The 24,913-nt window shown below is 65.4% G+C and carries 25 protein-coding genes; 15 read left to right on the top strand and 10 right to left on the bottom strand.

Going from position 1 to position 24,913, the window contains the following annotated elements:
* The first annotated feature begins 34 nt into the window (after window positions 1–34).
* From AC1Q6Z_RS14685 to AC1Q6Z_RS14710, 6 genes are all read left to right on the top strand, one after another.
* Window positions 35–217 (top strand): hypothetical protein, encoded by a 183-nt coding sequence (locus AC1Q6Z_RS14685; protein WP_256117915.1) that lies wholly within the window; start codon window positions 35–37, stop codon window positions 215–217.
* On the top strand, window positions 214–1,092 hold the full coding sequence (locus AC1Q6Z_RS14690; protein WP_492648372.1) for a dimethylarginine dimethylaminohydrolase family protein: 879 nt from the start codon (window positions 214–216) through the stop codon (window positions 1,090–1,092). The genes AC1Q6Z_RS14685 and AC1Q6Z_RS14690 overlap by 4 nt, the downstream gene beginning before the upstream one ends.
* Before the next feature lie 10 nt (window positions 1,093–1,102).
* A complete protein-coding gene (locus tag AC1Q6Z_RS14695; RefSeq protein ID WP_492648373.1) occupies window positions 1,103–1,741 on the top strand; it encodes a TetR family transcriptional regulator C-terminal domain-containing protein in 639 nt (212 codons plus the stop codon).
* 30 nt (window positions 1,742–1,771) lie between these two features.
* Window positions 1,772–2,962 (top strand): pyridoxal phosphate-dependent aminotransferase, encoded by a 1,191-nt coding sequence (locus AC1Q6Z_RS14700; RefSeq protein ID WP_492648374.1) that lies wholly within the window; start codon window positions 1,772–1,774, stop codon window positions 2,960–2,962.
* Window positions 2,959–4,566, top strand: a complete 1,608-nt coding sequence (locus AC1Q6Z_RS14705; RefSeq protein ID WP_492648375.1) for a 5-guanidino-2-oxopentanoate decarboxylase — start codon at window positions 2,959–2,961, stop codon at window positions 4,564–4,566. Before AC1Q6Z_RS14700 ends, AC1Q6Z_RS14705 begins: the two co-directional genes overlap by 4 nt.
* Window positions 4,567–4,777: 211 nt before the next feature.
* Window positions 4,778–5,665: a hypothetical protein gene (locus AC1Q6Z_RS14710; RefSeq protein ID WP_492648376.1), complete on the top strand. Its 888-nt coding sequence runs from the start codon at window positions 4,778–4,780 to the stop codon at window positions 5,663–5,665.
* A 48-nt stretch (window positions 5,666–5,713) separates the two neighbouring features.
* Here the strand turns inward: AC1Q6Z_RS14710 and mscL are convergent, their stop codons facing one another.
* The gene (gene mscL / locus AC1Q6Z_RS14715) at window positions 5,714–6,154 is read right to left on the bottom strand and encodes a large conductance mechanosensitive channel protein MscL (RefSeq protein WP_435266595.1); all 441 of its coding nucleotides are present in this window, start codon (window positions 6,152–6,154) and stop codon (window positions 5,714–5,716) included.
* A 186-nt stretch (window positions 6,155–6,340) separates the two neighbouring features.
* Here mscL and AC1Q6Z_RS14720 point away from each other — a divergent pair, with 186 nt between their 5' ends.
* Window positions 6,341–9,841 (top strand): hybrid sensor histidine kinase/response regulator, encoded by a 3,501-nt coding sequence (locus AC1Q6Z_RS14720; RefSeq protein ID WP_492648377.1) that lies wholly within the window; start codon window positions 6,341–6,343, stop codon window positions 9,839–9,841.
* 2 nt (window positions 9,842–9,843) lie between these two features.
* Here AC1Q6Z_RS14720 and AC1Q6Z_RS14725 read toward each other — a convergent pair whose 3' ends face one another.
* Window positions 9,844–10,497, bottom strand: coding sequence for a response regulator (locus AC1Q6Z_RS14725; RefSeq protein ID WP_492648378.1), 654 nt, complete (start codon window positions 10,495–10,497; stop codon window positions 9,844–9,846).
* Between the two features lie 81 nt (window positions 10,498–10,578).
* Window positions 10,579–11,007, bottom strand: a complete 429-nt coding sequence (locus AC1Q6Z_RS14730; protein WP_256117926.1) for a hypothetical protein — start codon at window positions 11,005–11,007, stop codon at window positions 10,579–10,581.
* 108 nt (window positions 11,008–11,115) lie between these two features.
* Here AC1Q6Z_RS14730 and AC1Q6Z_RS14735 point away from each other — a divergent pair, with 108 nt between their 5' ends.
* From AC1Q6Z_RS14735 to AC1Q6Z_RS14745, 3 genes are all read left to right on the top strand, one after another.
* Window positions 11,116–11,463 (top strand): DUF952 domain-containing protein, encoded by a 348-nt coding sequence (locus tag AC1Q6Z_RS14735; RefSeq protein WP_439631431.1) that lies wholly within the window; start codon window positions 11,116–11,118, stop codon window positions 11,461–11,463.
* Window positions 11,463–12,548: a quinone-dependent dihydroorotate dehydrogenase gene (locus AC1Q6Z_RS14740; protein WP_492648379.1), complete on the top strand. Its 1,086-nt coding sequence runs from the start codon at window positions 11,463–11,465 to the stop codon at window positions 12,546–12,548. The genes AC1Q6Z_RS14735 and AC1Q6Z_RS14740 overlap by 1 nt, the downstream gene beginning before the upstream one ends.
* A 138-nt stretch (window positions 12,549–12,686) precedes the next feature.
* Entirely contained in the window at window positions 12,687–12,989 is a 303-nt protein-coding gene (locus tag AC1Q6Z_RS14745; RefSeq protein ID WP_492648380.1) for a DUF2934 domain-containing protein, read from the top strand.
* A gap of 134 nt (window positions 12,990–13,123) precedes the next feature.
* On the opposite strand, the gene AC1Q6Z_RS14750 is transcribed toward AC1Q6Z_RS14745, so the two are convergent.
* The 3 genes from AC1Q6Z_RS14750 to AC1Q6Z_RS14760 are packed head-to-tail and all read right to left on the bottom strand — an operon-like array spanning window position 13,124 to window position 15,254.
* Window positions 13,124–14,461, bottom strand: coding sequence for an MATE family efflux transporter (locus AC1Q6Z_RS14750; RefSeq protein ID WP_492648614.1), 1,338 nt, complete (start codon window positions 14,459–14,461; stop codon window positions 13,124–13,126).
* Window positions 14,462–14,496: 35 nt separating this feature from the next.
* Window positions 14,497–14,985 carry a CAP domain-containing protein gene (locus tag AC1Q6Z_RS14755; RefSeq protein ID WP_492648381.1) on the bottom strand — a complete coding sequence of 163 codons (489 nt, stop codon included), beginning with the start codon at window positions 14,983–14,985 and terminating at the stop codon, window positions 14,497–14,499.
* Between the two features lie 2 nt (window positions 14,986–14,987).
* The gene (locus AC1Q6Z_RS14760; protein ID WP_256117942.1) at window positions 14,988–15,254 is read right to left on the bottom strand and encodes a DUF6460 domain-containing protein; all 267 of its coding nucleotides are present in this window, start codon (window positions 15,252–15,254) and stop codon (window positions 14,988–14,990) included.
* Window positions 15,255–15,400: 146 nt separating this feature from the next.
* Between AC1Q6Z_RS14760 and AC1Q6Z_RS14765 the strand changes: the two genes are divergently transcribed.
* From AC1Q6Z_RS14765 to pdeM, 4 genes are all read left to right on the top strand, one after another.
* On the top strand, window positions 15,401–16,345 hold the full coding sequence (locus AC1Q6Z_RS14765) for a class I SAM-dependent methyltransferase (RefSeq protein ID WP_492648382.1): 945 nt from the start codon (window positions 15,401–15,403) through the stop codon (window positions 16,343–16,345).
* A gap of 55 nt (window positions 16,346–16,400) precedes the next feature.
* Window positions 16,401–17,036, top strand: coding sequence for a DUF6198 family protein (locus AC1Q6Z_RS14770; RefSeq protein ID WP_256117944.1), 636 nt, complete (start codon window positions 16,401–16,403; stop codon window positions 17,034–17,036).
* Window positions 17,037–17,111: 75 nt separating this feature from the next.
* Entirely contained in the window at window positions 17,112–19,628 is a 2,517-nt protein-coding gene (locus AC1Q6Z_RS14775; protein ID WP_492648615.1) for a ligase-associated DNA damage response DEXH box helicase, read from the top strand.
* Between the two features lie 20 nt (window positions 19,629–19,648).
* On the top strand, window positions 19,649–20,374 hold the full coding sequence (gene pdeM / locus AC1Q6Z_RS14780) for a ligase-associated DNA damage response endonuclease PdeM (RefSeq protein ID WP_492648383.1): 726 nt from the start codon (window positions 19,649–19,651) through the stop codon (window positions 20,372–20,374).
* Here the strand turns inward: pdeM and AC1Q6Z_RS14785 are convergent.
* Together AC1Q6Z_RS14785 and AC1Q6Z_RS14790 are read right to left on the bottom strand one after the other, a co-directional pair.
* Entirely contained in the window at window positions 20,371–21,582 is a 1,212-nt protein-coding gene (locus AC1Q6Z_RS14785; protein WP_492648384.1) for a PQQ-dependent sugar dehydrogenase, read from the bottom strand. The genes pdeM and AC1Q6Z_RS14785 overlap by 4 nt on opposite strands.
* A 127-nt stretch (window positions 21,583–21,709) precedes the next feature.
* Window positions 21,710–22,264, bottom strand: a complete 555-nt coding sequence (locus AC1Q6Z_RS14790; RefSeq protein WP_492648385.1) for a dihydrofolate reductase family protein — start codon at window positions 22,262–22,264, stop codon at window positions 21,710–21,712.
* A 114-nt stretch (window positions 22,265–22,378) separates the two neighbouring features.
* Here AC1Q6Z_RS14790 and AC1Q6Z_RS14795 point away from each other — a divergent pair, with 114 nt between their 5' ends.
* On the top strand, window positions 22,379–22,885 hold the full coding sequence (locus tag AC1Q6Z_RS14795) for a winged helix-turn-helix transcriptional regulator (RefSeq protein ID WP_492648386.1): 507 nt from the start codon (window positions 22,379–22,381) through the stop codon (window positions 22,883–22,885).
* On the opposite strand, the gene AC1Q6Z_RS14800 is transcribed toward AC1Q6Z_RS14795, so the two are convergent.
* Window positions 22,886–23,680, bottom strand: coding sequence for a TIGR02186 family protein (locus AC1Q6Z_RS14800; RefSeq protein ID WP_492648387.1), 795 nt, complete (start codon window positions 23,678–23,680; stop codon window positions 22,886–22,888).
* The gene (locus AC1Q6Z_RS14805; protein WP_256117953.1) at window positions 23,677–24,603 is read right to left on the bottom strand and encodes a sulfite exporter TauE/SafE family protein; all 927 of its coding nucleotides are present in this window, start codon (window positions 24,601–24,603) and stop codon (window positions 23,677–23,679) included. The genes AC1Q6Z_RS14800 and AC1Q6Z_RS14805 overlap by 4 nt, the downstream gene beginning before the upstream one ends.
* Window positions 24,604–24,913: the final 310 nt, after the last annotated feature.

Consider the following 24,913-nt stretch of genomic DNA (forward strand, 5'->3'; position numbering starts at 1 on the left):
GTGGAGAGGTCTCCAGCGCACGGAAAATCGATGCATGGATCATGCCAAACTTCCCCTGTTTTTCAGCGTTCCCGCGGGCATCTTCGGCCCGTCGTGGCGTCTTGTGGAAAGCATCGTGGCACTTGTTAAGAAATTATTCAAGCGTATAATAGGTCAAACGCTGACTTTTCTGGCAGCGCCCACCCATGATCAAATTTCCAGCAGGAGCATTGAATGACCGCCTACGGTTCGCAGGAAATGTCGGCCCCCCTGATGCGCGTTCTGATGCGCCGCCCCGGCGAGAGCCTGAAGGGGGCCGACGCCGCCAAGTGGCATTACGGGCCGACCTTCGACGGCGCGCGCGCCGTGCACCAGTACAAGGCCTTCGCCGAGCTGGTCGAAAAATCCGGCACCGAGATCATCTGGCTGGAGGATGAGGGCGATGGCCTTGCCGACGCCATGTTCACCCATGACCCGTCGCTGATGTCCGACCATGGCGCGATCCTCTTGCGCATGGGCAAGCCGCTACGCGTCGCCGAGACGGCCCTGCACGAAAAGGCCTATGCCGAGCGGCAGATTCCGATCCTCGGCCGCATCCAGGGCGAAGGCACCGTCGAAGGCGGCGATTGCATCTGGCTTGACGCCAAGACGCTCGTCATCGGCCGCGGCGTGCGCACCAACCAGGAAGGCATCGAGCAGATTTCCGCCATCCTCGCGCCGCACGGCATCACCGTGCTCGCCTACGACCTGCCACTCTGGCACGGCGAGGAGGCCTGCCTGCACCTGATGAGCGTGATGAGCCCGCTTGCCGAAGACCTGGCGCTCGTCTTCGCGCCGCTGCTGCCGGCGGCCTTCTACCAGCTGCTCAAGAAGCGCGGCATCCGCCTCATCGAAGCGCCGGCCGACGAATTCCACGCCAGCAACGGCCTGTCGCTCAACGTTCTGCCGACCAAGCCGTACGAGGTCATCATGGTGGAAGGCTTCCCGGCCACCAAGGCGGCGATGGAAGCGGCCGGCTGCACCGTCGAGACCTTCGAGGCGGATGCGCTGTGCATCGCCTGCGAGGGCGGCCCGACCTGCCTGACGCGGCCGGTGCTGCGCCGCGCGGCTTAACGGAGGAAAAATGGCCCGCCGGACCTTTCATCGCGCCCCAGAAGCCGAACGCCGCCACGACCTGATCGAGGCGACGCTCGACTGCATTGCCGAATACGGCCTTGAGGGTGCGACGGTCCGGCAGATCGCCATCAAGGCGGGGGTGACGGCGGGCCTCATCCGGCACTATTTCCAGTCGAAGGAGCATATCCTTCAGGAGGCCTATCGCATCGTCATCGGCCGGCTCACCGAAAAGGCCGAGCGGGTGACGGGTGATCCGGAAACGCGGCTGCGTGACTTCATCGTCATCAACCTGACGGAACCGGTCGCCAACAGCCGCAGCCTCTCGCTCTGGGCCTCGTTCATCAGCCGGGTCAGCGTCGATCCCGAACTCGCCGCCATCCACCGCGAAGGCTATCTGAGCTTTCGTAACGCGCTGGAAAGCCTGCTTGCCGATTTCCTGACGGAGCACGGCCAGGATGCTTCTCCGGAGCGCTGCCGAACGCTGGCCATCGCCATCAACGGCCTGCTCGACGGGCTGTGGCTGGAAGGCTGCCTCGCCGGCGAACTTTTCGGCGAGAGCGAGCTGGTCGAGATCGCGCTCAACTCGATCGAAACGCTGTTGGGACTACGCCTGAGGCCGGCCGACGCGACGAGCGCCCGAACCTAAACGACATCAATAGAAATGCGGAGAACGGCCATGCGCTATGCATCCATCACAGACCGGCTTCAGAATCTCGGCTCGGAAAAATGGGCCATCCATGCCGAAGCAAGGCGCATGAAGGCCGAGGGCAAGCCGATCATCGAGCTCACCATCGGCGAGCCGGACGTGCCGCCGGACCCGGTGCTGCTGGCCGAGGCCGTGCGCGCCATGCATGCCGGCCGCTACCGCTATTCCAACGGCCGCGGCGAACCCTCCATCGTCGATGCGCTGGTGCGAAAGTACAGCAAGCGCCGCAGCGACGTCACCGCCGCCAACGTGCTCTGCTTCCCCGGCACCCAGACCGCCCTCTTCGCCGTCATGCTCGGCCTCGTGGAAGCGGGCGATGCCGTGCTCGTCGGCGACCCGCTCTATGCGACCTATGAAGGCGTCATCCGGTCGACGGGTGCCGAGCGCATTGCCGTGCCGCTGCGCCCGGAAAACGGTTTCCACATGAAGGCGGCCGATCTCGAAGCGGCGATCACGCCGGAATGCCGCGTGCTGCTGCTCAACACACCGCACAATCCGACCGGCGCGGTGCTGAGCACTGACGAGATCGCCGAGATCGGCGCGGTCTGCCGCAAACATGACCTGTGGATCGTCTGCGACGAGGTCTACGAACAGCTCGTGTTCGGCGCGACCTTCGCCTCGCCCTTCGACAATCCGGACCTTGCCGAGCGCACTATCGTCGTCTCCTCCATCTCCAAGTCGCACGCCGCCCCGGGCTTTCGCAGCGGCTGGGCGATCGGGCCTGCGGATTTCTGCACGCGGCTGCTCTCGGTTTCGGAGACGATGCTGTTCGGCGGCCAGCCCTTCATCGCAGACATGACGGCCTATGCGCTCGACAACCCGATCGCCACCGCCGCCACGATGCGCGAGACCTACAAGGCGCGCGCCGCCCGCTTCGTCGCATCCCTTTCGCGTGCGCCTGGCCTCGTGCCGCTGCCGCCGGAGGCCGGCATGTTCATCGTCGTCGACGTCGCCGAAACCGGCATGAGCGGCGAGGACTTCGCCTGGGCGCTGTTGCGCGAGGAACTGGTCGCCGTGATGCCGGGTTCGTCCTTTGGCGACGAGGCGGAGGACTATATCCGCCTCAGTTTGACCGTACCCGATGCCCATATCGACGAGGCCTGCCGGCGCATCACCGCGCTTGCCGCCCGATCCGCAAGCCCCAAGGAGCGCCGCGCATGACCACGAAAACCGTAGGCGAAGTTCTCGTCGACCTGCTGGAGGCCAATGGCGTCGACGTCGTGTTCGGCATTCCGGGCGTGCACACGGTCGAGCTCTATCGCGGCCTCGCCGCCTCGAAAATCCGCCACATCACGCCGCGCCACGAACAGGGCGCCGGCTTCATGGCGGATGGGTATGCGCGTGTCTCCGGCAAGCCCGGCGTGGCTCTGGTCATCACCGGTCCGGGCCTCACCAACACGATCACGGCGATGGCGCAGGCGCGGCAGGATTCCGTGCCGATGCTGGTCATCTCCGGCGTCAACCGCCGCGATTCGCTCGGCCATGGCCGAGGCCTCCTGCATGAACTGCCGGACCAGCAGGGCATGATGAAGACGCTGGCGCTCTATTCTCACACGCTGCTCAATCCGGCCGACCTGCCGCTCGTCGTCGAGCGCGCCTTCGCCGTGCTGCTCTCCGGCCGTCCCGGCCCGGTGCATATCGAAATCCCGACCGATGTGATGGCCAAGCCCATCGAGACCGGCAGTTTCCCGCGCGCCGTCGCGACCCGTCCGCGTGCCGATGCGGAAACCCTGCAGCGCGCGGCGATCCTCTGCACCAATGCGACGCGCCCCGTCATCCTCGCCGGCGGCGGCGCGGTGACGGCGGAAGAAGAAATCCGTGAGCTTGCGGAGCGCATCGGCGCCCCGGTCGTCACCACGGTCAATGCCCGCGGCATGCTGGCCGGCAATGCGCTCTGCGTGCCGGCAAGCCCGAGCCTCAAAGCCGTGCGCCGGCTACTGGCCGATGCCGACCTCGTGGTCGCCTTCGGCACGGAATTCGGCCCGACCGACTACGACATCAATGTCGACGGCGGTTTCCCGCGGCTGAAAACGCTGATTCGCATTGATATCGACGCCGCGCAGCTCGCCCGCACGCCGCAATCCGGCCTTTCGATCTTTTCCAGCGCCAAGACGGCGGCGGCCGGCATGCTCGGCTTCCTCGAAGGCCACAAGCCGATCGGCAACGGCGCTTCGCGCGCCGAAACCGCGCGCAAGAACGCATGGAAGGAACTGACGCCGAAGATGCAGGTGGAAGTCGGCGTCATCGACGCGGTCTACCGCGCGCTGCCGAAGGCGGTCATCGTCGGGGATTCCACCCAGGCCGTCTATGCCGGCAACTACTATTGCGATGCGCCGCGCGCGCGTAGCTGGTTCAATGCGGCGACGGGTTATGGCGCGCTCGGTTACGCCCCGCCGGCGGCGATCGGTGCGGCCCTTGCCGAACCGGATGCGCCGATCGTCTGCCTCGTCGGCGACGGCGGTCTGCAATTCTCCCTGTCGGAAATCGGCTCGGCGGTGGATGCGAAGGCGCGCGTCGTCTTCCTCGTCTGGAACAATGACGGCTACCAGGAGATCGAGAACTACATGGTCGATGCCGGCATCACGCCGGAAGGCGTAAAGCCCTCCGCACCGGATTTCATCGCCATCGGCACCGCCTATGGCGTGCCCTCCGAACGGCTCGCGGACGTGCGCGACCTGCCGGCGGCGCTGGAGCGGGCGGGTTCGCGCAACGGCCCGAGCCTCATCGAAATCCACCAGACGAAGACGGCCGGCGCAACGGCGTGATTCGCGGGCGCGGTACGCCCGGCGACAAAAAGGCATTGGCCGGTGCGGGTGATCCCGCTCCGCCAAAGCCTGAAATCTCCGGGGTTTCGGCCGGACAGACGCCTCGTTTGGCTGCCTTGTTTTGCAAAACCGTCGTTTATTTGTCATGGATGACCGCGCTGTTTGCCGCCCACCCGCGTCGACGGCTATGGGCAACGGGCTCGGGCAAAGGTTGACGGACCAGCAGAAACTTTCACGACCGGTCTATCAAAGGGTGCCGCCCGGTGCGCGGCCGCCCGCGCCTTCGTTTGTCCAGAAGGTGCTCGACTGGGTGCCGATGCGCGATTTCCTGGCGGCTCAGGCGGGTTTTGCCGGACGGTTCAACCGCGCGGTCAAGCGGCTCGATCGCGAGGGCGGCCCGGCCATCCCGGCCGCGCAAAGCCACTTTCATTTCGGCGAACAGCTGGTCATTCCCGTCGCCGCAAAGAGCCTCACGACGCGGCTTCGCGACAATATTTCCGATCGCGAGCGGCTGCGCTGGATCGGCACGCATTTTCTCGACGGCAGCGACTGGAGCCGGATCGTCGAACCGCTCGAAAATTCCTCCTCGCACGTGGAGATCCTGGAACTCATCGGCACGCGGCAGGATTTTCGCGAAGGCAAGCGCTATCGCGGCTATGCAAAACGCATCCATGACGGCGCCGTCGTCAAGCGCAACCGCATAGTCATCGACACGATCGACAAGCTCGACAACTATTTCGAATATTACCTGGCGCTGATCGCCGACATCGAGACAAATGGCATCGTGCCGCACTCCGATCTCGGCCTGCTCGGCCAGACCGGCCGGCGCCACCGCTGGACGCGCACGCTCTGGCAGGACCTCGCCGAACGGGACATCGGGGTGGCGATCGATGCGGAAGGCCGCCTCGTCCGCCACACCAACGGCAAGCACCGCATGGCGGCGGCGCTGGCGCTCGGCATCGAGCGCATCCCGGTCGAAATCCGCCTCGTGCATGCCGGCTGGCTCCGGCAGCAAGCAGATCGGCTCGGGCTTTTGCCGGCCGATGCCCTGCTCGCGACGCTCGAACAGGCCCGCGCGACGGGCTGGCCCGCAATGTAAAAAGGCCCGGCGAACCGGGCCTTCCATTCGCATTATAGGGGCGAAACCTCAGAGGGCCGGACGGCTCTTCAGGAGGTCGCGGATTTCGGTGAGAAGCAGCACGTCTTCCGGCGGCGGGGCTGGCTCGGCGGCACCGGCGGCCTTTTCCTTCTCCAGCGACGCGCGCATGCGGTTCACGCCCTTGATCATCAGGAAGATGATCCAGGCGAGGATCAGGAAGTTGATGAGGACGGTGATGAAGCTGCCATAGGCGAAGACGGCGCCCTGCTCGCGGGCGGCGGCGAGCGACGTTGCCGTCACATTGCCGGAGAGCGCGATGAAGTAGTTGGAAAAGTCGAAACCACCCCCGGTCAAAGCACCGACGATCGGCATGACGAGGTCGTTGACGATGGATTCGACGATCTTGTTGAAGGCTGCACCAATGATGACACCCACGGCGAGGTCCATAACATTGCCGCGGGCGATAAACGCCTTGAACTCATTGAGCATGCGGGTCTCCTTTTGCTGCGACGCAAGGGCAACCTAGTGTAGTTTTTCACGGGAGGAAACTGGGGCCTGTCAATATCTAGGGGTTTACACACCGTCCATGTCCACCCCCAACCTTAGACGCAATTTCCTTCCCGGCGTCTTTGGCCTATTCTGCGCAAATAAGGCCGAAGGACTGCGGGAGGAAGCATGCCGGGCTCGCTGATATTCGCCTTGGCGCTCGCCTATCTGCTGCTGCTCTTCGCGGTCGCAAGTTACGGCGACCGCAAGGCCAAGCGCTCCGGCCGTACATCCAAGGGCCGGCCGCTGGTCTATGCGCTGAGCCTGGCGATCTACTGCACCTCCTGGACCTATTTCGGCGGCGTCGGCCTCGCGACCACGCACGGCCTGGAATTCGCCGGCATCTATATCGGCCCGATCCTGATGTTTACGCTCGGCATGCCGCTGGTGCGCCGCATCGTGACGCTGGCGAAATCCGAGCGCCTCACCTCGATCGCCGATTTCGTCGCCGCCCGCTACGGCAAGAATCCGGGCGTCGCCGCCGTCGTCGCGCTGATCTCGCTGATCGGCTACATTCCCTATATCGCGCTCCAGCTGAAGGCGGTGTCGAGCTCCGTCTCGGCCATGGTCGACACGACCGGCTTCGGCATCGCGTCCTCGGGCGGCCTCGTCGACCTGCCGCTGGTCGTGACGCTCTTCCTCGCCTGTTTCGCCATCGTCTTCGGCACGCGGCATACGGACGCCACCGAGCACCAGGACGGCCTGATCCTCGCCATCTCGATGGAATCGTTGGTGAAGCTCGTCGCCATCGCCTCGATCGGCATCTACGTCATCTATTTCATGTTCGACGGGCCGGGCGACCTCTGGCAACAGGCGTCGCAAAACGAACGCGTCATGCAGTCGCTGAGCTATGAGACGCCGGTGGCGCGCTGGATCTTGCTGATCGTGCTGTCGGCCTTCGCCATCGTCATGCTGCCACGCCAGTTCCACGTCACCGTGGTGGAGAACCGCACGGCCGGCGAGTTGCGCATGGCGGGCATTCTCTTCCCGCTCTATCTCGTTGCGATCAACCTCTTCGTGCTACCGGTGGCGATCGGCGGCGTTTTGACCTTCAACGGCACGGGCGACGGCGACCTCTATGTGCTGACGCTGCCAATCGCGCTCGACCAGCCGGTGCTGACGCTGGTCGCCTTCATCGGCGGCTTTTCCGCCGCCACCGCCATGGTCATCGTCGCCTCCGTCGCTCTCTCCATCATGGTGTCGAACGACATCGTCATCCCGGTGGTGCTGCGCCGCAACCTGATCGGCGGTGTCGAGCAGCAGGACGACCTGTCGCGCATGCTGCTGCGCATCCGGCGGCTTGCGATCTTCTTCGTTCTGCTGCTCGGTTATGCCTATTACCGCGCGGCGACGGCCAATGCCGGCCTCGCCTCGATGGGACTGCTCGCCTTTGCCGCCATATCGCAGGTGGCGCCGACGCTCCTCGGCGGCCTGTTCTGGCGCAATGCCAATGCGCGCGGCGCCATGGCCGGCATGATCTCCGGCCTCGTCGTCTGGGCCTACCTGCTGTTCCTGCCGAGCATCGGCGTGGCGGACAATGCCTATGTCGCCGAAACGGTGCTCGGCTTCCTCTTACCGGGCTCCACCATTTTCACCGGCGACAATGCCGATCCGCTGGTCAACGCGACGCTGGTCGCGATGATGGTCAATATCGGCGCCTATGTCGTCGGTTCGCTGACGCGCAACCCGACCTCGCTGGAACGGCTCCAGGCCGCCACCTTCATCCCCTCCAAGCCCCGCCTCGAACGTGCCTTCCGCGGCCGCCGCACCAAGGTGACGGTGAAGGATCTCAAGACGACGATCGCCAAATATCTCGGCGAGGAGCGCATGCAGCGCTCGTTCCACACCTATGAGCGGCAGGTCGGCCGCTGGCTGGAGGACAATGCGCCGGCGGACGCCGCGATCGTGCATTTTTCCGAACAGCTGCTCGGCAGCGCCATCGGCTCGTCCTCCGCGCGCCTCGTGCTGTCCCTCGTGCTCCAGCGCATAGACGACACGCCGACGGATACGGACTGGCTGCTCGACCAGGCGAGCGAGGCGCTGCAATATAACCAGGACATGCTGCAGACAGCACTCGGCCAGATGGACCAGGGCATCGCCGTCTTCGACAGCGCCGGCAACCTCACCGTCTGGAACCGCCGCTTCCGCCAGTTGCTCGACCTGCCGGAATATGTCGGCCAGGTCGGCTTTCCGCTGGCCGATATCGTCGACATCCTCGTGGAGCGCGGCGATATCGCGGAGGCCGACCGCGAGGCGGCGGTGACGCGCACCATGATCTATGACGAACCCTTCGCGCTGGTGCTTTCGGGCGGCGAGCGCATCATCGAAGTGCGCACCAACGCCATGCCGGAAAAGGGCTTTGTTTCCACCTATACCGACATCACCGACCGGGTGGCGGCCGACCGCGCGCTGAAACAGGTCAACGAGACGCTCGAGCAGCGCGTCGTCCAACGCACGGCCGAACTGACCCGCGTCAACACCGAGCTTGCGGAAGCCCGCGCCGCCGCGGAAGAGGCGAATATCAGCAAGACACGCTTCTTCGCTGCCGCCGGCCACGACATCCTCCAGCCGCTCAATGCCGCGCGCCTCTATTCCTCCTCCCTCGTCGAGCGGCTCGGCGAGACGGAGAACCGCGAAATGATCCACAACATCGATTCCTCGCTGGAATCGGTGGAGGCCATCCTGGGCGCGGTGCTCGACATTTCACGCCTCGATACCGGCGCCATGAAGCCGCGCGTGCAGACGGTTCCCCTCAAGGACCTGCTTAAGCGCATCGAGACCGATTTTGCGCCGATGGCGCGGGCGAAGAACCTGAAATTCACCGTGCTGCCCTCGTCGCTCGCTATCCGCACGGACCCGAACCTGCTGCGCCGCGTTGTGCAGAACCTCGTTTCGAACGCCATCAAATACACCAACTCCGGCAAGGTGCTGGTCGGCGTGCGGCGCAAGGGCGGACAGGCCTTTATCCAGGTGCTCGATTCCGGCATCGGCATCCCCGCCTCGAAATTCCGCACGGTGTTCAAGGAGTTCGCCCGCCTCGACGAGGGCGCGCGCACGGCACCGGGCCTCGGCCTCGGCCTATCCATCGTCGATCGCATCTCGCGCGTGCTCTCCCACCCCGTCGAGCTGCAATCGACGCCGGGGCGCGGCACCAGCTTCAAGGTGCGCGTACCGGTCGATGCCGGCGCAAGCCGCCCTGTCGCCGACAAGCCGGCGATTGTGCCGGCGAGCGACGAGCCGCTCCGGGGCCTACGCGTGCTGTGCATCGACAACGAGCCGAAGATCCTCGACGGCATGCGGCTCCTGCTCTCCGGTTGGGGCTGCGCGGTGACGCTGGCCGAATCGGTGGCGGCGGTCGAGGCGCTGGTGGCGGCCGGGCCGCCCGCCGTGGATGCCGTCATTGCCGACTATCACCTCGACGATGGCACGGGGATTGCCGCGATCGCCACGCTACGGCGCGCGGCGGCACGCGAAGTGCCGGCACTGCTCGTCACGGCAGACCGCACGCCGGATGTGCGCGCCGAAGCGGAACGCGACAATATCCTCGTGCAGAACAAGCCCGTGCGCCCCGCCTCGATGCGGGCCTGGCTGACGCAGTTTTCCGCGCTGGAACGGGCCGCCGCAGAGTAAGGTTAGGCAGCCGCCTGCGCGCTGCCGATCTTGCCGAGCTGGATGACGGCCTGGGTGCGGCTGTCGACGTTGAGTTTCAACAGGATCGCCGAGACATGCGCCTTGATGGTCGCCTCGGAGACGCCGAGCTCGTAGGCGATCTGCTTGTTGAGCAGGCCCTCGGCGAGCATCGCGAGCACGCGCGACTGCTGGGGCGTGAGCGTGCGCAGGCGCGCGATGAGATCGGCCAGCTCGCTGTCCTGCTCCGGCGCGCGCACATAGCCGCCCGGCGTGTAGATATTGCCGTCGAGCACCGAGCCGATGCCCTCGCGGATATCTTCGATGGAGGCGGATTTGGAGATAAAGCCGGAGGCGCCGAGATCGAGCGCGCGGCGGATGGTGGCCGGATCGTCGCTTGCCGAGACCACCACGACCGGCAGGCTCTGGAATTCGGCGCGAAGCGAGATAAGGCCGGAAAGGCCGCTGACGCCGGGCATGGCGAGGTCGAGCAGCAGCAGGTCGGCGTTCGGATTGGCCGTGGCCGCCTGGCGCGCCGCCTCGAAATCGCCCGCCTCGACGATATCCGGATTGCCCGCCATTCCGGTGAGCGCCTGTTTCAAGGCGCCGCGGAACAGCGGATGGTCATCCGCGATGATGATCGTGAGTGCCGATGCCATGCGCTCCCTCCCCAGAGTACAAAGACCAGTATGGACCTCGCGACGGATGCGGCACGGTCTTCGCCGGCTAAGGATGCTCCGTCAGGTCTTTTCGGGGATCGCGTCCGTCCCGGGGGCGGTTTCCTCCTCGCCGTCCTCCAGGTTTTTCACGATGCCCATGAACCTTTGCATCATCTTTTCCATGATGCTCATGGTCCGGTCAATCTCTTCATCCGTGGGTAGTGACGGTTTTACGGCCGTTTGCCCGGTTGCGCCGCCTTTTTCCAACGCTTCGACGCGCTTGGTCAGGAGGTCCAGTTCCTTCTCGAAGGCGGCGCGCTCGTCGGCCGCCATGCGGCAGACGATCTGGCCGTCCTGCTCCCGGCACAGCGAAACCTCGCCCGACACCGTGTCGAGACGCACGAAGCCGCTGTCGGTCTTGTCCATGCGATAGCGGCCTTCGCCCTCAGCCTGGGCGGAGCCCGCCAGGAGGACGGCGACGAAGACGAGGGGCAGAGAGCGAATTCGCATGCAAAATCCTCCAAGGACCGGTTCCCGGGCGTGTCGCCGGTGGACATTCGCCGTTCTTTGCGGCAAGCGCTACCGTTGAGAACGGCAGGCAAGGGAGAAACGGGCGAGATGGCCAAAACAATCTACAAGATCGTTCCGGCAAGTCTGTGGCAAAAAGCAAAGGAAGCCGGGATTTTCGAGGGCGCCGCGATCGACCTCACCGACGGCTTCATCCATTTCTCCACCAGCGCCCAGGCAATCGAGACCGCCGCCCGCCATTTCGCCGGCCAGAGCGATCTCCTGCTGGTCGCCGTCGATGGCGACGCGCTCGGCGAAAAGCTGGTTTATGAGCCCTCGCGCGGCGGCGATCTCTTCCCACATCTCTATGCCGCCCTGCCGCTTGACGCCGTGCTTTGGGAAAAGCCCCTGCCGCTCGGCCCCGATGGCGCCCACCAGTTTCCGGAGATGAATGCGTGATGTCGCTGCTTTCGACGCTCGGCCGCAAGGGCCTCTTCCTGTTCGATCCCGAAACCGCACACGGCATGTCGATTGCCGCGCTGAAGACGGGCATCGTGCCGGCCTGCCCGGCGAAAGCCGATCCGCGTCTCGCGCAGACCATCGCCGGCCTCACCTTCCCCAATCCGCTCGGCATGGCCGCCGGCTACGACAAGAATGCCGAGGTGCCGGAAGCGCTGCTGCGCCTCGGCTTCGGCTTCACGGAAATCGGCACGGTGACGCCGCGCGCGCAGGAGGGCAACCCGAAGCCGCGCATCTTCCGCCTCGTCGAGCACGACGCCGTCATCAACCGCCTCGGTTTCAACAATGCCGGCCATGCCGCCGCGCTCGAGCGCCTGAAGGCCTGCCGGCGCGATGCACTGATCGGCGTCAATATCGGCGCCAACAAGGACAGCGCCGACCGCGTGGCGGATTATGTCGCGGGCATCCGCACCTTCTACGACGTCGCGCGCTACTTCACCGCCAACATCTCCTCGCCCAACACGCCGGGCCTGCGCGACCTCCAGGCGAAGGATAGCCTGCACGCATTGCTTTCCGCCGTGCTTTCCGCCCGTGCGGAGGAAGCGGCCCGCAGCGGGCGCCAAGTGCCGGTCTTCCTGAAGATCGCGCCGGACCTGACGGAAGAGGGTCTCGACGACATCGCCGAGGTGGCGCTCGCCCATCCGCTCGACGGCCTCATCGTCTCCAACACGACGCTGTCGCGCGAAGGCCTTCGCGACACCCGCCAGGCCGGCGAGGCGGGCGGGCTTTCCGGCAAGCCGCTCTTCGAGAAATCGACCACCGTGCTCGCCAAGATGCGCCGGCGCGTCGGCGAGACGCTGCCGCTCATCGGCGTCGGCGGTGTCTCTTCGGCGGAGACGGCGGCGGAGAAGATCCGCGCCGGCGCGAACCTCGTCCAGCTCTATTCCTGCATGGTCTATGCCGGTCCGGGACTGGCCGGCGAGATCGTCGGCGGGCTGTCGCGGATTTGTGATCGCGAGCAGATCACCTCGATTTCCGCGCTTCGCGACAGCCGTGTCGCCCATTGGGCCGACCGTCCCCTCTGAGCGCCATAACGGAACCAAACTTGCCCGACAGGGTTTCTCTCCTGCGGGTGGAGTGCGCGGCAGAAGCCGATAACGATCGACGGTAGCCTGCACCGATCCCGCCCAATAACGGCCAAAAAGGCAGGAAGGGACAAGACCATGGACGATCACAACGAAAGGATCCGGCAAAGGGCCCACGAAATTTGGGAAGAAGAAGGTCGCCCGGAAGGCCGCGAATATTCGCACTGGCTGCGTGCCCGGGCGGACGTGAACGAGGCTGAGACCTCAGGGGCGGAGCGGACCAGCAAGGCCGATATCGCGCAGAGCACGCTTCCTCCCGGCACCGTGCCGGAAAATCCCACGGCGGAAAATCCCGAACGCATCGTGCGGCTGACGCCGGTGCCTGCAAAAAAGCCGCTCGATGCCCGGGACATCGACACCCAGCTCGACCAGCCATTCTGACCATCGAGCGCCCGGGCCGGGGTTGCGCTCCGGCCCGACGAGCCGGAGCATCTCCAGCCGAAGCGGCATCGCTTCGGCGTCGGATAATGCGGCAAAACAAAAACCGGAAGCATTTCCGGTGAAGCTGAAATGCTTCAGGCGAATTGCCGCCCGGCGAGCACGGGCAGCCGCAAGGCCAGGAAAATACCCCTAAATGCCAGAAACAGATTGAGCGACAGCCAGAGGCCGTGATTGCCGAGGAGCGGCACGAAGATCGCGAGCGCCAGCAGATAACCTGCAAAGGCTGCCAGCATCATGTTGCGCATTGCCGATGACCAGGTGGCGCCGATGAACACCCCGTCCATCTGGAAGGCGAGCGCGCCGGTGATCGCCGTCAGCGCCGCCCAGGGCAGGTAGGCCGCCGCCTCCGCCCGCACGCTTTCCGTCGTGGTGAGCAGGCCGATCACATCCGCCCCGAAGACGAGGAACAGCGTCGTGGTAAAGGCGCCGAGGCCGAAGGACCAGAGCATGGTGAGCTTCACCGCGCGGTCGAAGGCCGGTCGGAAATTCGCGCCGAAGGCGCGACCGACGAGCTGTTCGGCCGCATTGGCGATGCCGTCGAGATAATAGCCGGCGACGAGGAAGATGTTCATCAGCACCGCATTGGCGGCGAGCACGAGCGGGCCGAAGGACGAGCCGATGCGCGTCATGATGGCGAAGGCACCGATCAGCACGAAGGTGCGGATCATGATGTCGCGGTTGAGCGAGAAGAGCGCTTTCAACCGCGCGCGGGCGAAGATTTCCGCGCGCGTCGGCCGGTGCGCCCGGTCGAAGCGCGAGACGACGATGAGGAGGCCGGCCAGCATGCCGATCGTTTCACCGGCAAAGGTGGCCCAGGCGATGCCGGCAATACCCCAGCCGAGACCGAGGCCCAGCGTGATGGACAGCACGATGTTGATGCCGTTGATGATCGCCTGCAGCAGCAGCCCCGTCGTGCCCTGCCCGCGGCCGAGCACGAAGCCGAGCAGCGCATAATTGGCGAGCGCCATGGGGGCGGACAGCACGCGGATCGTGAAATAGGTCGTGGTCACCGCGGCAACGCCTGGCCCTGGCGCCATCAGGAAGAGGCCGGCGGAGAGCAGCAGTGGCGACAGCAGCGCGATCGCCAGCCCGCAACAGAGCGCGATCGTCAGCGAGCGCCAGTAGACCGCCTGCTCTTCGCGCCGGTCGCCGCGGCCGAAGGCTTGCGCAACCAGCCCCGTGGTGGAGGCGCGCAGAAAATTGAAGCTGCCGAGGAGGAGATCGAAAATCACCGCGCCGACGGCCATTCCGGCCAGCGCATCCGCGGAACCCAGCCGGCCAGCCACGGCCGTACCGGTGAGCCCGATCAGCGGCGTCGTCAGGAAGCCGAGCGTCATGGGAATGGCGATCGCCAGCACGAGCCGGTGCGTCACCTCGAAGGGGCCGGCCTCGCCGTTTTCGCCTGCTGCCATCGCATTCATGGTCCCGCCCCGCCCCCGGCTTCTGTTCAGCTCGACAGCACCATGGCCCAATAGGGCCGGTTGCGGGTTGCAGGATTGGAGACAACCGCGACGCCGAGGCCGCGATAGCCGGCACCCAGCATGTTTTCGAGATGTTTCGGCGAGCGATACCAGGCGTCGAACGCGTCCGCGGCGCTATCCTGCCCGGCAGCGATGTTTTCCGCCGCCGGAAGGGCGACCTCCATGCCCTTCATGCGCTTCAGGAAATTCGCGCCGAAGCCGATATTGTGCTCCATCTTGCCGGCGGCGGCCATGCGGCTTGCCTGGTCCATTGCCGCGCGGCTCGCCGCCTTGTCGATGGCGAGCGCAGACAGGCCGCGCTCGGCTCGAAGCTTGTTGATGAGGGCGAGCGAGGGCGGCGTCTGGTCGCTGCCGGTGCCGGCGGAGGGCGTCAGCACGCTGGTGGTGGAACAGCCCGCGGCAAGTGCTGCGACGGCCGCCGCGGAAGCGGCAAGAAGGGTGCGTCGGGAAACCATGGTCAGCGGCGATAGCTCAGCATGCGGATGAGGATGAAGACCGGCACGACGATGACGGCGCCGAGCAGCAGGTAGTCACCGATGCGGCCGAGCGCCTTGAAGCCGGTGTTCCACAGGTCGACCACGAAATCGCGGGCGGCAAAGAGGATGTCGTCCGGGTAGAGCCCGAAGACCGACATCAGGAAACCCACCGCCACCGACAGGATCAGGAGCTTGATAAACACGCGCAGCGGTGTGTCGCCGAGAAACCCGTTCACGCCATTGGACATGGGCTGATTCTCCAAAATTCGTTCGCTTCCAGATAAGCTGTCACCGGTCCCGCGGCAAGCAAGCGGCATGCCTTCGAGAATTCGCTTGCCTTTTGCCGCGGCCCTGCCATGTAGCTCCGCCAGTTTCCCCGTTTCCACAGGCCCCGATGACGAGCCCGCATTTCTCCTCCGGCGACCTCATCGCCGACCGTCGCGCCGACTATGCCCGCATGTTCGCGGAATCGGGCGAGTTCGCGGAGGCGCAGGAACTCATGGAACAGGCGCTCGAGCAGGTGCCGATGTGGGCCGCCGGCTGGTTCCGGCTCGCCGAATATGCGGAAAAATCGGGCCGGAAGGAGGCGGCGACGGCCGCGCTGGAAAAAGTCCTGGCCCTCGACCCCACCGACATTTTCGGCGCCGGCCTGAAACTCGCCGTGCTCGGCGCCGCGACGGCACCCGCGGCCCCGCCAAGCCCCTATGTCGCGCGCCTCTTCGACGACTATGCCGACCGCTTCGACACGGCGCTGGTCGAGCGGCTGGAATACACGGTGCCCCGCACGCTCGCCCGGCTCGTGCGTAAGCACGCCGGAGAGGACGACGCGCAGTTCGGCCTCGTCTCGGATATCGGCTGCGGCACCGGCCTGTTCGGCGTGGAAATCCGCAGCCATGCCGGCCGGCTGGAAGGGTTCGACCTTTCCACCGGCATGCTGGCCAAGGCAACGGAAAAGGCGGTCTACGACCATCTGGCGCAGGCCGACCTGTCGCGGCCGGCGGGCGACAGCGGCCTCTTTGCCGATGCGCCGGAAGCCCGCGCCGACCTCGTCAGCGCCGCGGATGTGCTGATGTATCTCGGCGATCTCGCTGAGGTGTTTGCGAGCGCCGCGCAACTTGCAAAGCCCGGCGGCCTCTTCGCCTTTTCCGTGGAGGATGGCGGCGAGGGAGACGCGCCGCTGCTGCGCCCGTCGCTGCGCTATGCCCATCCGGAAGCCTTCATCCGCCGGCGGATGGCGGAGAATGGCTTCGACCTGCTCGCCCTCGAAAAGAGCGTGATCCGGCAGGATGCCGGCCAGCCGGTGCATGGCCTGCTCTTCCTCGCGCGCCGGCAGGCATAGGCTTGCGCCGGCAGCGCGGCGCTATACAACAGCAAAAGACCATCGGAGATCAGGCATGGACGTGGACAAACGGCGTTTCGGCTTCTGGAACCCCACCCCTACCCGCCATACGCCGCTGGAAGATGCGCAGGGCCTGTTTGCGAGCAGCATGATCGCCGCGCTCGGCCTTGCCCTGATGAGCAGCGCCGGGCTGGTGGCCAGCGGCACCGCCGGCGTCGCCTTCATCCTGCACTACCTCACCGGCTATAGCTTCGGTCTGTTCTACACCGTCGTGAACATCCCCTTTTACGTGCTGGCGCTCAAACGCCTCGGCTGGGCTTTCACGATCAAGACCATCATCGCCGTCTCGCTCACCTCTTTGATCACTGAGCTGCAACCGCATTTCGTGCGCATCGAGAGCATCGATCCGATGTGGACGGCGGTGCTGGCCGGCATCCTGCTCGGCTTCGGCTTGCTCGGCCTCTACCGCCACCGCGCCAGCCTCGGCGGCGTCGGCGTGCTGGCGGTCTACCTGCAGGAGCGCTTCGGCATTCGCGCCGGCCTCGTGCAGCTCGCCTTCGATCTCGTGGTGCTGGTCGCCGCCTTCCTGGTCGCCCCGCCCTTCATCGTGCTCTGCTCCGTCGTCGGTGCCGTAGTGCTCAACCTGTTCCTCACCGTCAACCACCGCGCCGACCGCTATATTGCCATGTGATCCTATTTTTCGCGGGGCGCGGCTTCACATTCGATGGACCGTCACTAGCTTAAACGCGTGAACAGCTTCGATTCTATCTCTGGCGAAACCGCCGCCGGCCTTGCCCTCCTGCCGAAACCCTTCGCCGACTGGTTCGCGGCCAAGGGCTGGCAGCCGCGCGCGCACCAGATGGAACTGCTCGCCCGCGCCACGGCCGGCGAAAGTCTGCTTCTCATCGCGCCGACCGGTGCCGGCAAGACGCTCGCGGGTTTTCTTCCCGCGCTGACCGATCTCACGCGCCGTGGAAAAATCCCACCCGGCTCCGCCTTCACCGGCATCCACACGCTCTACATTTCGCCACTGAAAGCGCTCGCCGTCGATATCGAGCGCAACCTGATGAAGCCGGTCTCCGAGATGGGCCTGCCGATCCTGATCGAGACGCGCACCGGCGACACGCCGCAGGCCAAGCGCCAGCGCCAGCGGCTGAACCCGCCCGATATCCTGCTCACGACGCCCGAGCAGGTGGCGCTGCTGATCGCCAACGGTGAGGCGGAACGCTTCTTCAAGGACCTGAAATATGTGATCTTCGACGAACTGCATTCGCTCGTCACCTCCAAGCGCGGCCATCTGCTGTCGCTCGGCCTCGCGCGGCTGCGGCGTCTGGCACCCGGGCTTCGCACCATCGGCCTTTCCGCCACCGTGGCCGAGCCGATGGACCTGCGCCGCTGGCTGGTCGAGCAGGCGCTGGAGCAGGAAACCCATGCCGGGCTCGTCACCGCGCCCGGCGGGGCGAAGCCGATCATCACCATCCTGAAGAGCGAGGAGCGCGTGCCGTGGTCCGGCCATTCGGCGAAATACGCCATGCCGGAGGTCTATGAGGCCATCAAGGCGCACCAGACGTCGCTACTCTTCGTCAACACGCGCAGCCAGGCGGAAATCCTCTTCCAGGCGCTCTGGAACATCAACGAGGACACGCTGCCGATCGCGCTGCATCACGGTTCACTCGATGTCGGCCAGCGCCGCCGGGTGGAGGCCGCGATGGCGGAGAACCGGCTGCGCGCCGTCGTCGCCACCTCGACGCTCGATCTCGGCATCGACTGGGGCGACGTCGATCTCGTCATCCATGTCGGCGCGCCGAAGGGCGCCTCACGGCTGGCGCAGCGCATCGGCCGCGCCAACCACCGGATGGACGAGCCGAGCCGCGCCATCCTTGTGCCCGCCAACCGCTTCGAGGTGATGGAATGCCAGGCGGCCCTCGACGCCAATTATCTCGGTGCGCAGGATACGCTGCCGGTCGGGCAAGGCGCGCTGGACGTGCTCGCTCAGCACGTGCTCGGCATGGCCTGCGCCGCGCCCTTCGACGAGGACGCGCTGTTTGCCGAAGTCACCTCCGCCTCGCCATATACTGAGCTTTCACGCGAAAAATTCGGTCGTATCGTGCAGTTCGTCGCGACCGGCGGCTATGCGCTGAAGACCTATGAGCGCTACGCCCGCATCCGCAAGACGGTGGACGGGCTGTGGCGTGTCTCCAACCCTGGAGTCGCCCAGCAATATCGCCTGAACCTCGGCACGATCGTCGAAATGCCGATGCTGAACGTTCGCATGGTCAAACGCGGCGCAAAGGGCGTGGTCGGCCGCGGCGGCGCGTCGCTCGGCAAGGTGGAAGAATATTTTCTGGAGATGCTGGCGCCCGGCGACACGTTCCTGTTCTCCGGCAAGGTGCTGCGTTTCGAAGGCATCCGCGAGAACGAATGTCTCGTCTCCCAGGCCTTCTCGCTCGATGCGAAGGTGCCCGCCTATGCGGGCGGGAAATTCCCGCTCTCCACCTATCTCGCCGACCAGGTGCGCAGCATGCTGGACGATCCGCAGCGCTGGGGCGCGCTTCCCGACCAGGTGCGCGACTGGCTGGCGCTGCAACGGGACGTCTCCACCCTGCCGAAACGCGACGAGCTTTTGATCGAGACCTTTCCGCGCGGCAGCCGGCATTACATGGTCGCCTATCCTTTCGAGGGGCGGCTGGCGCACCAAACGCTCGGTATGCTGCTCACCCGAAGGCTCGAGCGCGCCGGCCGGCGGCCGCTCGGCTTCGTCGCCACCGACTATTCGCTGGCCATCTGGGCGCTCGACGATCTCGGCTACACGTTTGCCGTCGAACGGCCGTCGCTCTCAAGCCTGTTCGACGAGGACATGCTGGGCGACGACCTGGAAGCCTGGCTCGATGAAAGCTTCATGCTGAAGCGCACCTTCCGCAATTGCGCCGTGATTGCCGGCCTTATCGAGCAGCGCCATCCGGGCAAGGAAAAGACCGGGCGGCAGGTCACCGTTTCCGCCGACCTGATCTATGACGTGCTGCGCAGCCACGAACCGGACCACATCCTGCTGGAGGCGACCCGCAACGATGCGGCGGCGGGGCTTTTGGATATTCAGCGATTGGGCGATATGCTGGTGCGAATCAAGGGCCACATCACCCACCGCCGGCTCGACCGCATTTCGCCGCTCGCCGTGCCGATCATGCTGGAAATCGGCAAGGAACTGGTGGCGGGCGAGGCGCAGGATTCGCTGCTGGCGGAAGCGGCGGAGGACCTGATCGCCGAGGCGATGGGCGAGACATAGATCTAGGGATTGAAGACCGCATGCAGAGGCTCGCTCTGGCATCGATGGAGATACAGGATTTCGGTGCCGTCTCGGCCCGCACCGTCGTTGCCGGCGTCGAGGCGGTGTGCGATCCGCTCGGCGCGCTCTACCTGCCGGAAACCCGCCTGCTCGTCGTCTCCGACCTGCATCTCGAAAAAGGCGCCGCCTTCGCGCGCCGCGGCATGCTGCTGCCGCCCTACGATACGCTGGCGACGCTGAAGGTGCTGGAAGCCGTGATCACCCGGCACGATCCGGCGATCGTCGTCAGCCTTGGCGACAATTTTCACGATCGCGTCGGCTCCGCCCACCTGCCGGAGATGTTCCGCACGAAGATAACGGAGCTCGTGCGCGGGCGCGACTGGATCTGGATCAACGGCAACCATGATCCGGACGGCACCGTGGACCTGCCTGGCCAGTCGGCCGACGAACTGCATTATGCCGGCCTCGCCTTCCGCCACGAACCGTCGCTGCTTTCGCCGGCCGGCGAGATCGCCGGGCACCTGCACCCCGCCGCCACCGTCGTCCGCCGCGACAAGGCGGTTCGCCGTCCGTGTTTTGCGACCGATGGCAAGCGCATGCTGATGCCCGCCTTCGGCATCATGACCGGCGGCCTCGATCTCCGCCACAAGGCGATGACCGGCCTCTTCGACCGGCCAAGCCTCGTCGCCCACATGCTCGGCCGCGACCGCATCTATTCGGTGCGCTTTGCCAACCTGATCGGCTAGCTCGCCTTCACCAGCCTAAGGATCGTCGATCCGCCACCGCGCTGCTCGGTGATGGCAAAGACCGTGCCGTCGGGACCGACCTTGACGTCGCGGATGCGGGCGTCGAGGGCCACGCGCTCCTCGTTGCGCACCCGGTCGCCATCCATGTGCAGCACGACGAGGCCCTGGCTGACGAGGCCGCCGATGAGGAAGGCGCCCTTCCACTCCGGAATGGCATCGCCATTGTAGAAGGCCATGCCGGAGGGGCCGATCACCGGATCCCAATAATAGACGGGCTGCTCGGTGCCTTGCAGCGTCGTAATGCCTTCGCCGACCGGGCCGCCGCTATATTCGATGCCGTAGGTCACCTTCGGCCAGCCGTAGTTCTTGCCCGCTTCCGGGCGGTTCAGCTCGTCGCCGCCCTTCGGCCCGTGCTCGACGGTCCAGAGCCGCCCCTGGCCATCCAGCGCGGCGGATTGCAGGTTGCGGTGGCCGTAGCTCCAGATTTCCGGCAGCGCGCCGTCCGTGCCGACGAAGGGATTGTCGGCGAGCGCCTTGCCTTCCGCATCGATGCGGAAAACCTTGCCGAAGCCCTTGTCGAGATCCTGCGCGCCGACGCGGGTCTCGCGGTCCGAGCGCTCGCCCACCGTCACATAAAGCTGGCCTTCAGGCCCGAAGGCGAGCCGCGAGCCAAAATGCTTGTCGCCGTCATAGGTCGGCATCTGCTGGAAGATGACCTTCACGTCCTTGAGCGCCAGCTTGCCGTCCTCCTCGGTCAGCTCAGCCGAGGCGACCGACGTGCCGTTGCCGCCGTCACGCGGTTCGGAGAAGGAGAAGTAGATGCGGTTGGAGCTTTCGAAATCCGGCGCCAGCGCCACGTCGAGCAGGCCGCCCTGCCCTTCCGACATTACCGCCGGCACGCCCTCGATCGGCGGGCTCGCCTCGCCATTCTCCTGCGAGACCACATGCATGGCGCCTTCCTTCGTCGTCACCAGTATGCGGCCGTCCGGCAGGAACTCCATCGCCCAGAGCTGCGGCAGGCCCTCCGCCACGACATCGACGCTGATCTGCGGCACCGCGGCGGGAAGGGCTGCGCGGGTTTGGTTTTCGAAAGCCGGCTTCTGGTCCGGCGCGTTGGCCTCCTCGGTCTCCGCCGTCTGGGCGAAGGCCGGGGCGGCAAAGAGGGTTACGGCGAGCATGGTTCCGGCAAGAAGAGAGGTCGTTCGCATGGCTGTTTCCCTTGGGTTCGATCGCAACGAGACGGCGGATCGCGCATCCGCAATCCGCCCTTAACGTCCGAAGGGGTCGGCAGCGTGATTTGTTTCAACACATCTCTTCAAGAAATGGTTATCGGCCTCAGGCCGTGCTCGGTGCATAGCGCGTCAGGATCGCGCCGTTGGAAAGCGTCCTAGCCTCGATGAGGTCGAAGTCGCGCCGCGCACCGTCCTTGAAGAAGGGCGTGCCCTTGCCGAGCTGCACCGGCACGATCGCCAGCATCACCTCGTCGACGAGCCCGGCCGCAAGGAGCGAGTCCGTCAGGTCGGCACTGCCGAAGACGTAGATCGCCTTGTCGAGCGCTTGCTTGCGCCGGGTGATCTCGCCGACGATATCGGCCGTCACCTCCGTGTTGTTCCAGTCGGAGGCCGTGATGGTGCGCGAGGCGACGAGCTTCGGCAGCGCGTTCATGTAGCTCTTTACCTCGGCCTCGCCTTCCGCCGTCGTCCAGTACGCCTTCATGCCCTCATAGGTCACGCGGCCGAAGACGAGCAGGCCGGCGCTTTCGCCGAATTCGCTGCTGAGCTTTTCCAGTTCCGGCCCCCAGGCCCGGTTGTGGAAGTCGAGGTCCCATTTCTTCTCGCCCTCGAAGAAGCCGTCGAGCGTCACGAGGTTCCAGACGATTACCTTTGCCATCTTTCCGTCCTCCCTTGCGGCATCTGCCGCGTGAAACTTAACCAGTTGCGATTTGCAACTGGTTGATGGATAGCGAAACTGATTGTACTATGCAAGCAGTTTTTGGAGAATCGCATGAAAGATGCCCGCCGCTCGGGTTGCCCGATCAACCTGACGCTTGAAATCCTGGGCGACCGCTGGAGCCTGATCGTGCTGCGCGACATGATGTTCGGCAACCGCCGCCACTTTCGCGAATTGCTGACGAAGTCCGACGAAGGCATCGCCTCCAACATCCTGGCGGACCGGCTGCGCCGGCTGGTCGAGGAAGGCCTGATCAGCAAGGCGGACGATCCGAGCCACAAGCAGAAATCGCTCTACAGCCTGACCGAGATGGGCATCGCGCTGGTGCCGGTCTTCGCCATGATGGGCGCCTGGGGCCGGCGCTTCCTGCCGGTGACGGAAGAGCTGTCGATCCGCGCGGAACTGCTGGAAGACGGCGGTCCCGCGCTATGGGACGATTTCATGGAAGAACTGCGCGCCATCCATCTTGGGGCACCACGCCCGGCCCGCTCGGTGTTCGGCGAACTCCAGGCCGCCTATGAGGCGACCGTGGCACGGCGGCTGGCCGCAGCCGCCTGCTGATCAATCCTTGCGGAAGACGACGCTTGCCAGCCAACCCGTGACGAGGGCGAGGAAAACGGAAAAGGCGCCGTAGGCGAGCGAATTGTTATAGGCGGCATTCGAAATCATCTGCTCGATGCCGGTCTTCATCACGCGCAGCGGCAGCGCCTTCTCGGCGATGAACACGCCGTCGCGGAAGAGGTGGGCGCGCACGACATGGGTGCCGTTCGGCACGCTTGCCGGCAGCTTCACCGTCGCCTTGAACAGGCTCGCGCTGATGAACTGCACGCCGCCCGGATCACGCTGGTAGAAACCGCCGCTTTCCTTGAGCCTGCGGAAGGCCTCGCGGAACTCGGTGATGTTGCTGCCGTCGCCGAGGAAGCCGACCGGCGAAAGGCGGATATGCTGGATGCCGACGCCGACGCCATTCAGCATGGCGGGTTCGGCGATCGTCTCGACGTCGCGCGTGCTCGACAGCGAATAGGATTCCGGGACGAGCTCGAAGGTCATCGAGCGGCGGTTGACCCAGATGCCGAAAATGCGCTCCTTGATGCGCACCGTGTTGTTGTCCTTCGGCCCTTCCAGCGCCACGACGATATCGTATTTGCGCTGGGTGAGCAGTGCCGGGTCGTAGCCTTCGATGGCGCCGAAGATGGTGAGGTCCGCGCCGCGGAAATCCGAGGAGATCGCGATCTCGTCGGTCGAGATGCCTATTTCCAGCTTTTCCGGAAACTCCACCGGCGGGTCTTCCAGCACCTGGGCTGCGGCCGGAAAGGCCAGGCCGAGCGTGAAGAGAAGGGCGAGGAGCGCTCTCATCGATAGACCCCCTCGCTGACGACGGAATAGATATCGGCGGGTGTCGCGACGAGATCGACGGCCAGGCGGGCGCCGACGGCGAGAACCAGCAGCGCCAGCAGGGCGCGCAGCTGTTCGCCGCGCAGCTTCTGGCCGACGCGCACGCCATATTGCGCGCCGATCACGCCCGCCACCATCAGGATGAACGCCAGCACGATATCGACGGAATAGTTCGTCGTCGCCTGCACGATGGTCGTGTAGGCCGTGACGAAGATGATCTGGAACAGCGACGTGCCGACGACGACGTTTGTCGGGATGCGCAGCAGGTAGATCATGGCCGGCACCATGATGAAGCCGCCGCCGACACCCATGATGGAGGTGAGGATGCCGATGCCGAAGCCGAGGCCTATGACCGGAATGACGCTCAGATAGATCTTCGACTTCTTGAAGCGCATCTTCAGCGGCAGGCGATGCACCCAGCTATGCTGACCGGGCCGGCGCAGCGAGACGGGCTGGTTGTTCGCCGCGCGGCGCAGCGCCCGGATACTTTCGAGCAGCATCAGCGTGCCGACGGTGCCGAGCAAGACCACGTAGAGCAGCGAGATGACGAGATCGAGCTGGCCGATGCTGCGCAGGATCGAGAAGACCCATATGCCCGCGGTGGCGCCGGCAAGACCGCCGACCAGCAGCACCGAGCCGAGCTTCACATCGAGCGTGCCGCGCCTAAAATGCGAGAGCGCACCGGAAATCGAGGAGGCGACGACCTGGTTGGCGCCGGTCGCGACGGCGACGATCGGGGGGATGTTGTAGAAGATGAGGAGCGGCGTGATCAGAAAGCCGCCGCCGACGCCGAACATGCCGGACAGGAAGCCGACGGCCGCACCCATGCCGAGAATGATGAAGATGTTCACCGAGAGCTCTGCGATGGGCAGATAGACAGTCACAACGATACCCCGATCGGCAATATTTTTCCCGCACGCGCGGATTTATCCAGCAGTCGCTTCACCTGTTCTGCCCGCCGCCGAGCTTGCTCGTCCGGCCAGGCTGCGGATGCACGGAAACGCCGCGCCGCGGGAAGGGAGGCCCCCTCCATCGGCCGGTCGCACCTTGCATCACACAAGGATCGGTCACGTTGCCGCCCTCCATGATAAGACGTCTGAGCGACGCGTATCATCTTGGAGCGACACGTAATTTTTCTACTGCATAATTCCTGAAATCAGGGCCGATTTAAGGATGAGACGTGCAGCGCATACA

Source organism: Shinella sp. GW835-FHT14H05, assembly GCF_058793575.1.

What these genes read in the sequence shown, in the direction of transcription:
- AC1Q6Z_RS14685 (WP_256117915.1), top strand. Translation starts at nt 35, where the DNA reads ATGGATCATGCCAAACTTCCCCTGTTTTTCAGCGTTCCCGCGGGCATC.
- AC1Q6Z_RS14690 (WP_492648372.1), top strand. Translation starts at nt 214, where the DNA reads ATGACCGCCTACGGTTCGCAGGAAATGTCGGCCCCCCTGATGCGCGTT.
- AC1Q6Z_RS14695 (WP_492648373.1), top strand. Translation starts at nt 1,103, where the DNA reads ATGGCCCGCCGGACCTTTCATCGCGCCCCAGAAGCCGAACGCCGCCAC.
- AC1Q6Z_RS14700 (WP_492648374.1), top strand. Translation starts at nt 1,772, where the DNA reads ATGCGCTATGCATCCATCACAGACCGGCTTCAGAATCTCGGCTCGGAA.
- AC1Q6Z_RS14705 (WP_492648375.1), top strand. Translation starts at nt 2,959, where the DNA reads ATGACCACGAAAACCGTAGGCGAAGTTCTCGTCGACCTGCTGGAGGCC.
- mscL (WP_435266595.1), bottom strand. Translation starts at nt 6,154, where the DNA reads ATGCTCAATGAGTTCAAGGCGTTTATCGCCCGCGGCAATGTTATGGAC.
- AC1Q6Z_RS14720 (WP_492648377.1), top strand. Translation starts at nt 6,341, where the DNA reads ATGCCGGGCTCGCTGATATTCGCCTTGGCGCTCGCCTATCTGCTGCTG.
- AC1Q6Z_RS14725 (WP_492648378.1), bottom strand. Translation starts at nt 10,497, where the DNA reads ATGGCATCGGCACTCACGATCATCATCGCGGATGACCATCCGCTGTTC.
- AC1Q6Z_RS14730 (WP_256117926.1), bottom strand. Translation starts at nt 11,007, where the DNA reads ATGCGAATTCGCTCTCTGCCCCTCGTCTTCGTCGCCGTCCTCCTGGCG.
- AC1Q6Z_RS14735 (WP_439631431.1), top strand. Translation starts at nt 11,116, where the DNA reads ATGGCCAAAACAATCTACAAGATCGTTCCGGCAAGTCTGTGGCAAAAA.
- AC1Q6Z_RS14740 (WP_492648379.1), top strand. Translation starts at nt 11,463, where the DNA reads ATGTCGCTGCTTTCGACGCTCGGCCGCAAGGGCCTCTTCCTGTTCGAT.
- AC1Q6Z_RS14745 (WP_492648380.1), top strand. Translation starts at nt 12,687, where the DNA reads ATGGACGATCACAACGAAAGGATCCGGCAAAGGGCCCACGAAATTTGG.
- AC1Q6Z_RS14750 (WP_492648614.1), bottom strand. Translation starts at nt 14,461, where the DNA reads ATGGCAGCAGGCGAAAACGGCGAGGCCGGCCCCTTCGAGGTGACGCAC.
- AC1Q6Z_RS14755 (WP_492648381.1), bottom strand. Translation starts at nt 14,985, where the DNA reads ATGGTTTCCCGACGCACCCTTCTTGCCGCTTCCGCGGCGGCCGTCGCA.
- AC1Q6Z_RS14760 (WP_256117942.1), bottom strand. Translation starts at nt 15,254, where the DNA reads ATGTCCAATGGCGTGAACGGGTTTCTCGGCGACACACCGCTGCGCGTG.
- AC1Q6Z_RS14765 (WP_492648382.1), top strand. Translation starts at nt 15,401, where the DNA reads ATGACGAGCCCGCATTTCTCCTCCGGCGACCTCATCGCCGACCGTCGC.
- AC1Q6Z_RS14770 (WP_256117944.1), top strand. Translation starts at nt 16,401, where the DNA reads ATGGACGTGGACAAACGGCGTTTCGGCTTCTGGAACCCCACCCCTACC.
- pdeM (WP_492648383.1), top strand. Translation starts at nt 19,649, where the DNA reads ATGCAGAGGCTCGCTCTGGCATCGATGGAGATACAGGATTTCGGTGCC.
- AC1Q6Z_RS14785 (WP_492648384.1), bottom strand. Translation starts at nt 21,582, where the DNA reads ATGCGAACGACCTCTCTTCTTGCCGGAACCATGCTCGCCGTAACCCTC.
- AC1Q6Z_RS14790 (WP_492648385.1), bottom strand. Translation starts at nt 22,264, where the DNA reads ATGGCAAAGGTAATCGTCTGGAACCTCGTGACGCTCGACGGCTTCTTC.
- AC1Q6Z_RS14795 (WP_492648386.1), top strand. Translation starts at nt 22,379, where the DNA reads ATGAAAGATGCCCGCCGCTCGGGTTGCCCGATCAACCTGACGCTTGAA.
- AC1Q6Z_RS14800 (WP_492648387.1), bottom strand. Translation starts at nt 23,680, where the DNA reads ATGAGAGCGCTCCTCGCCCTTCTCTTCACGCTCGGCCTGGCCTTTCCG.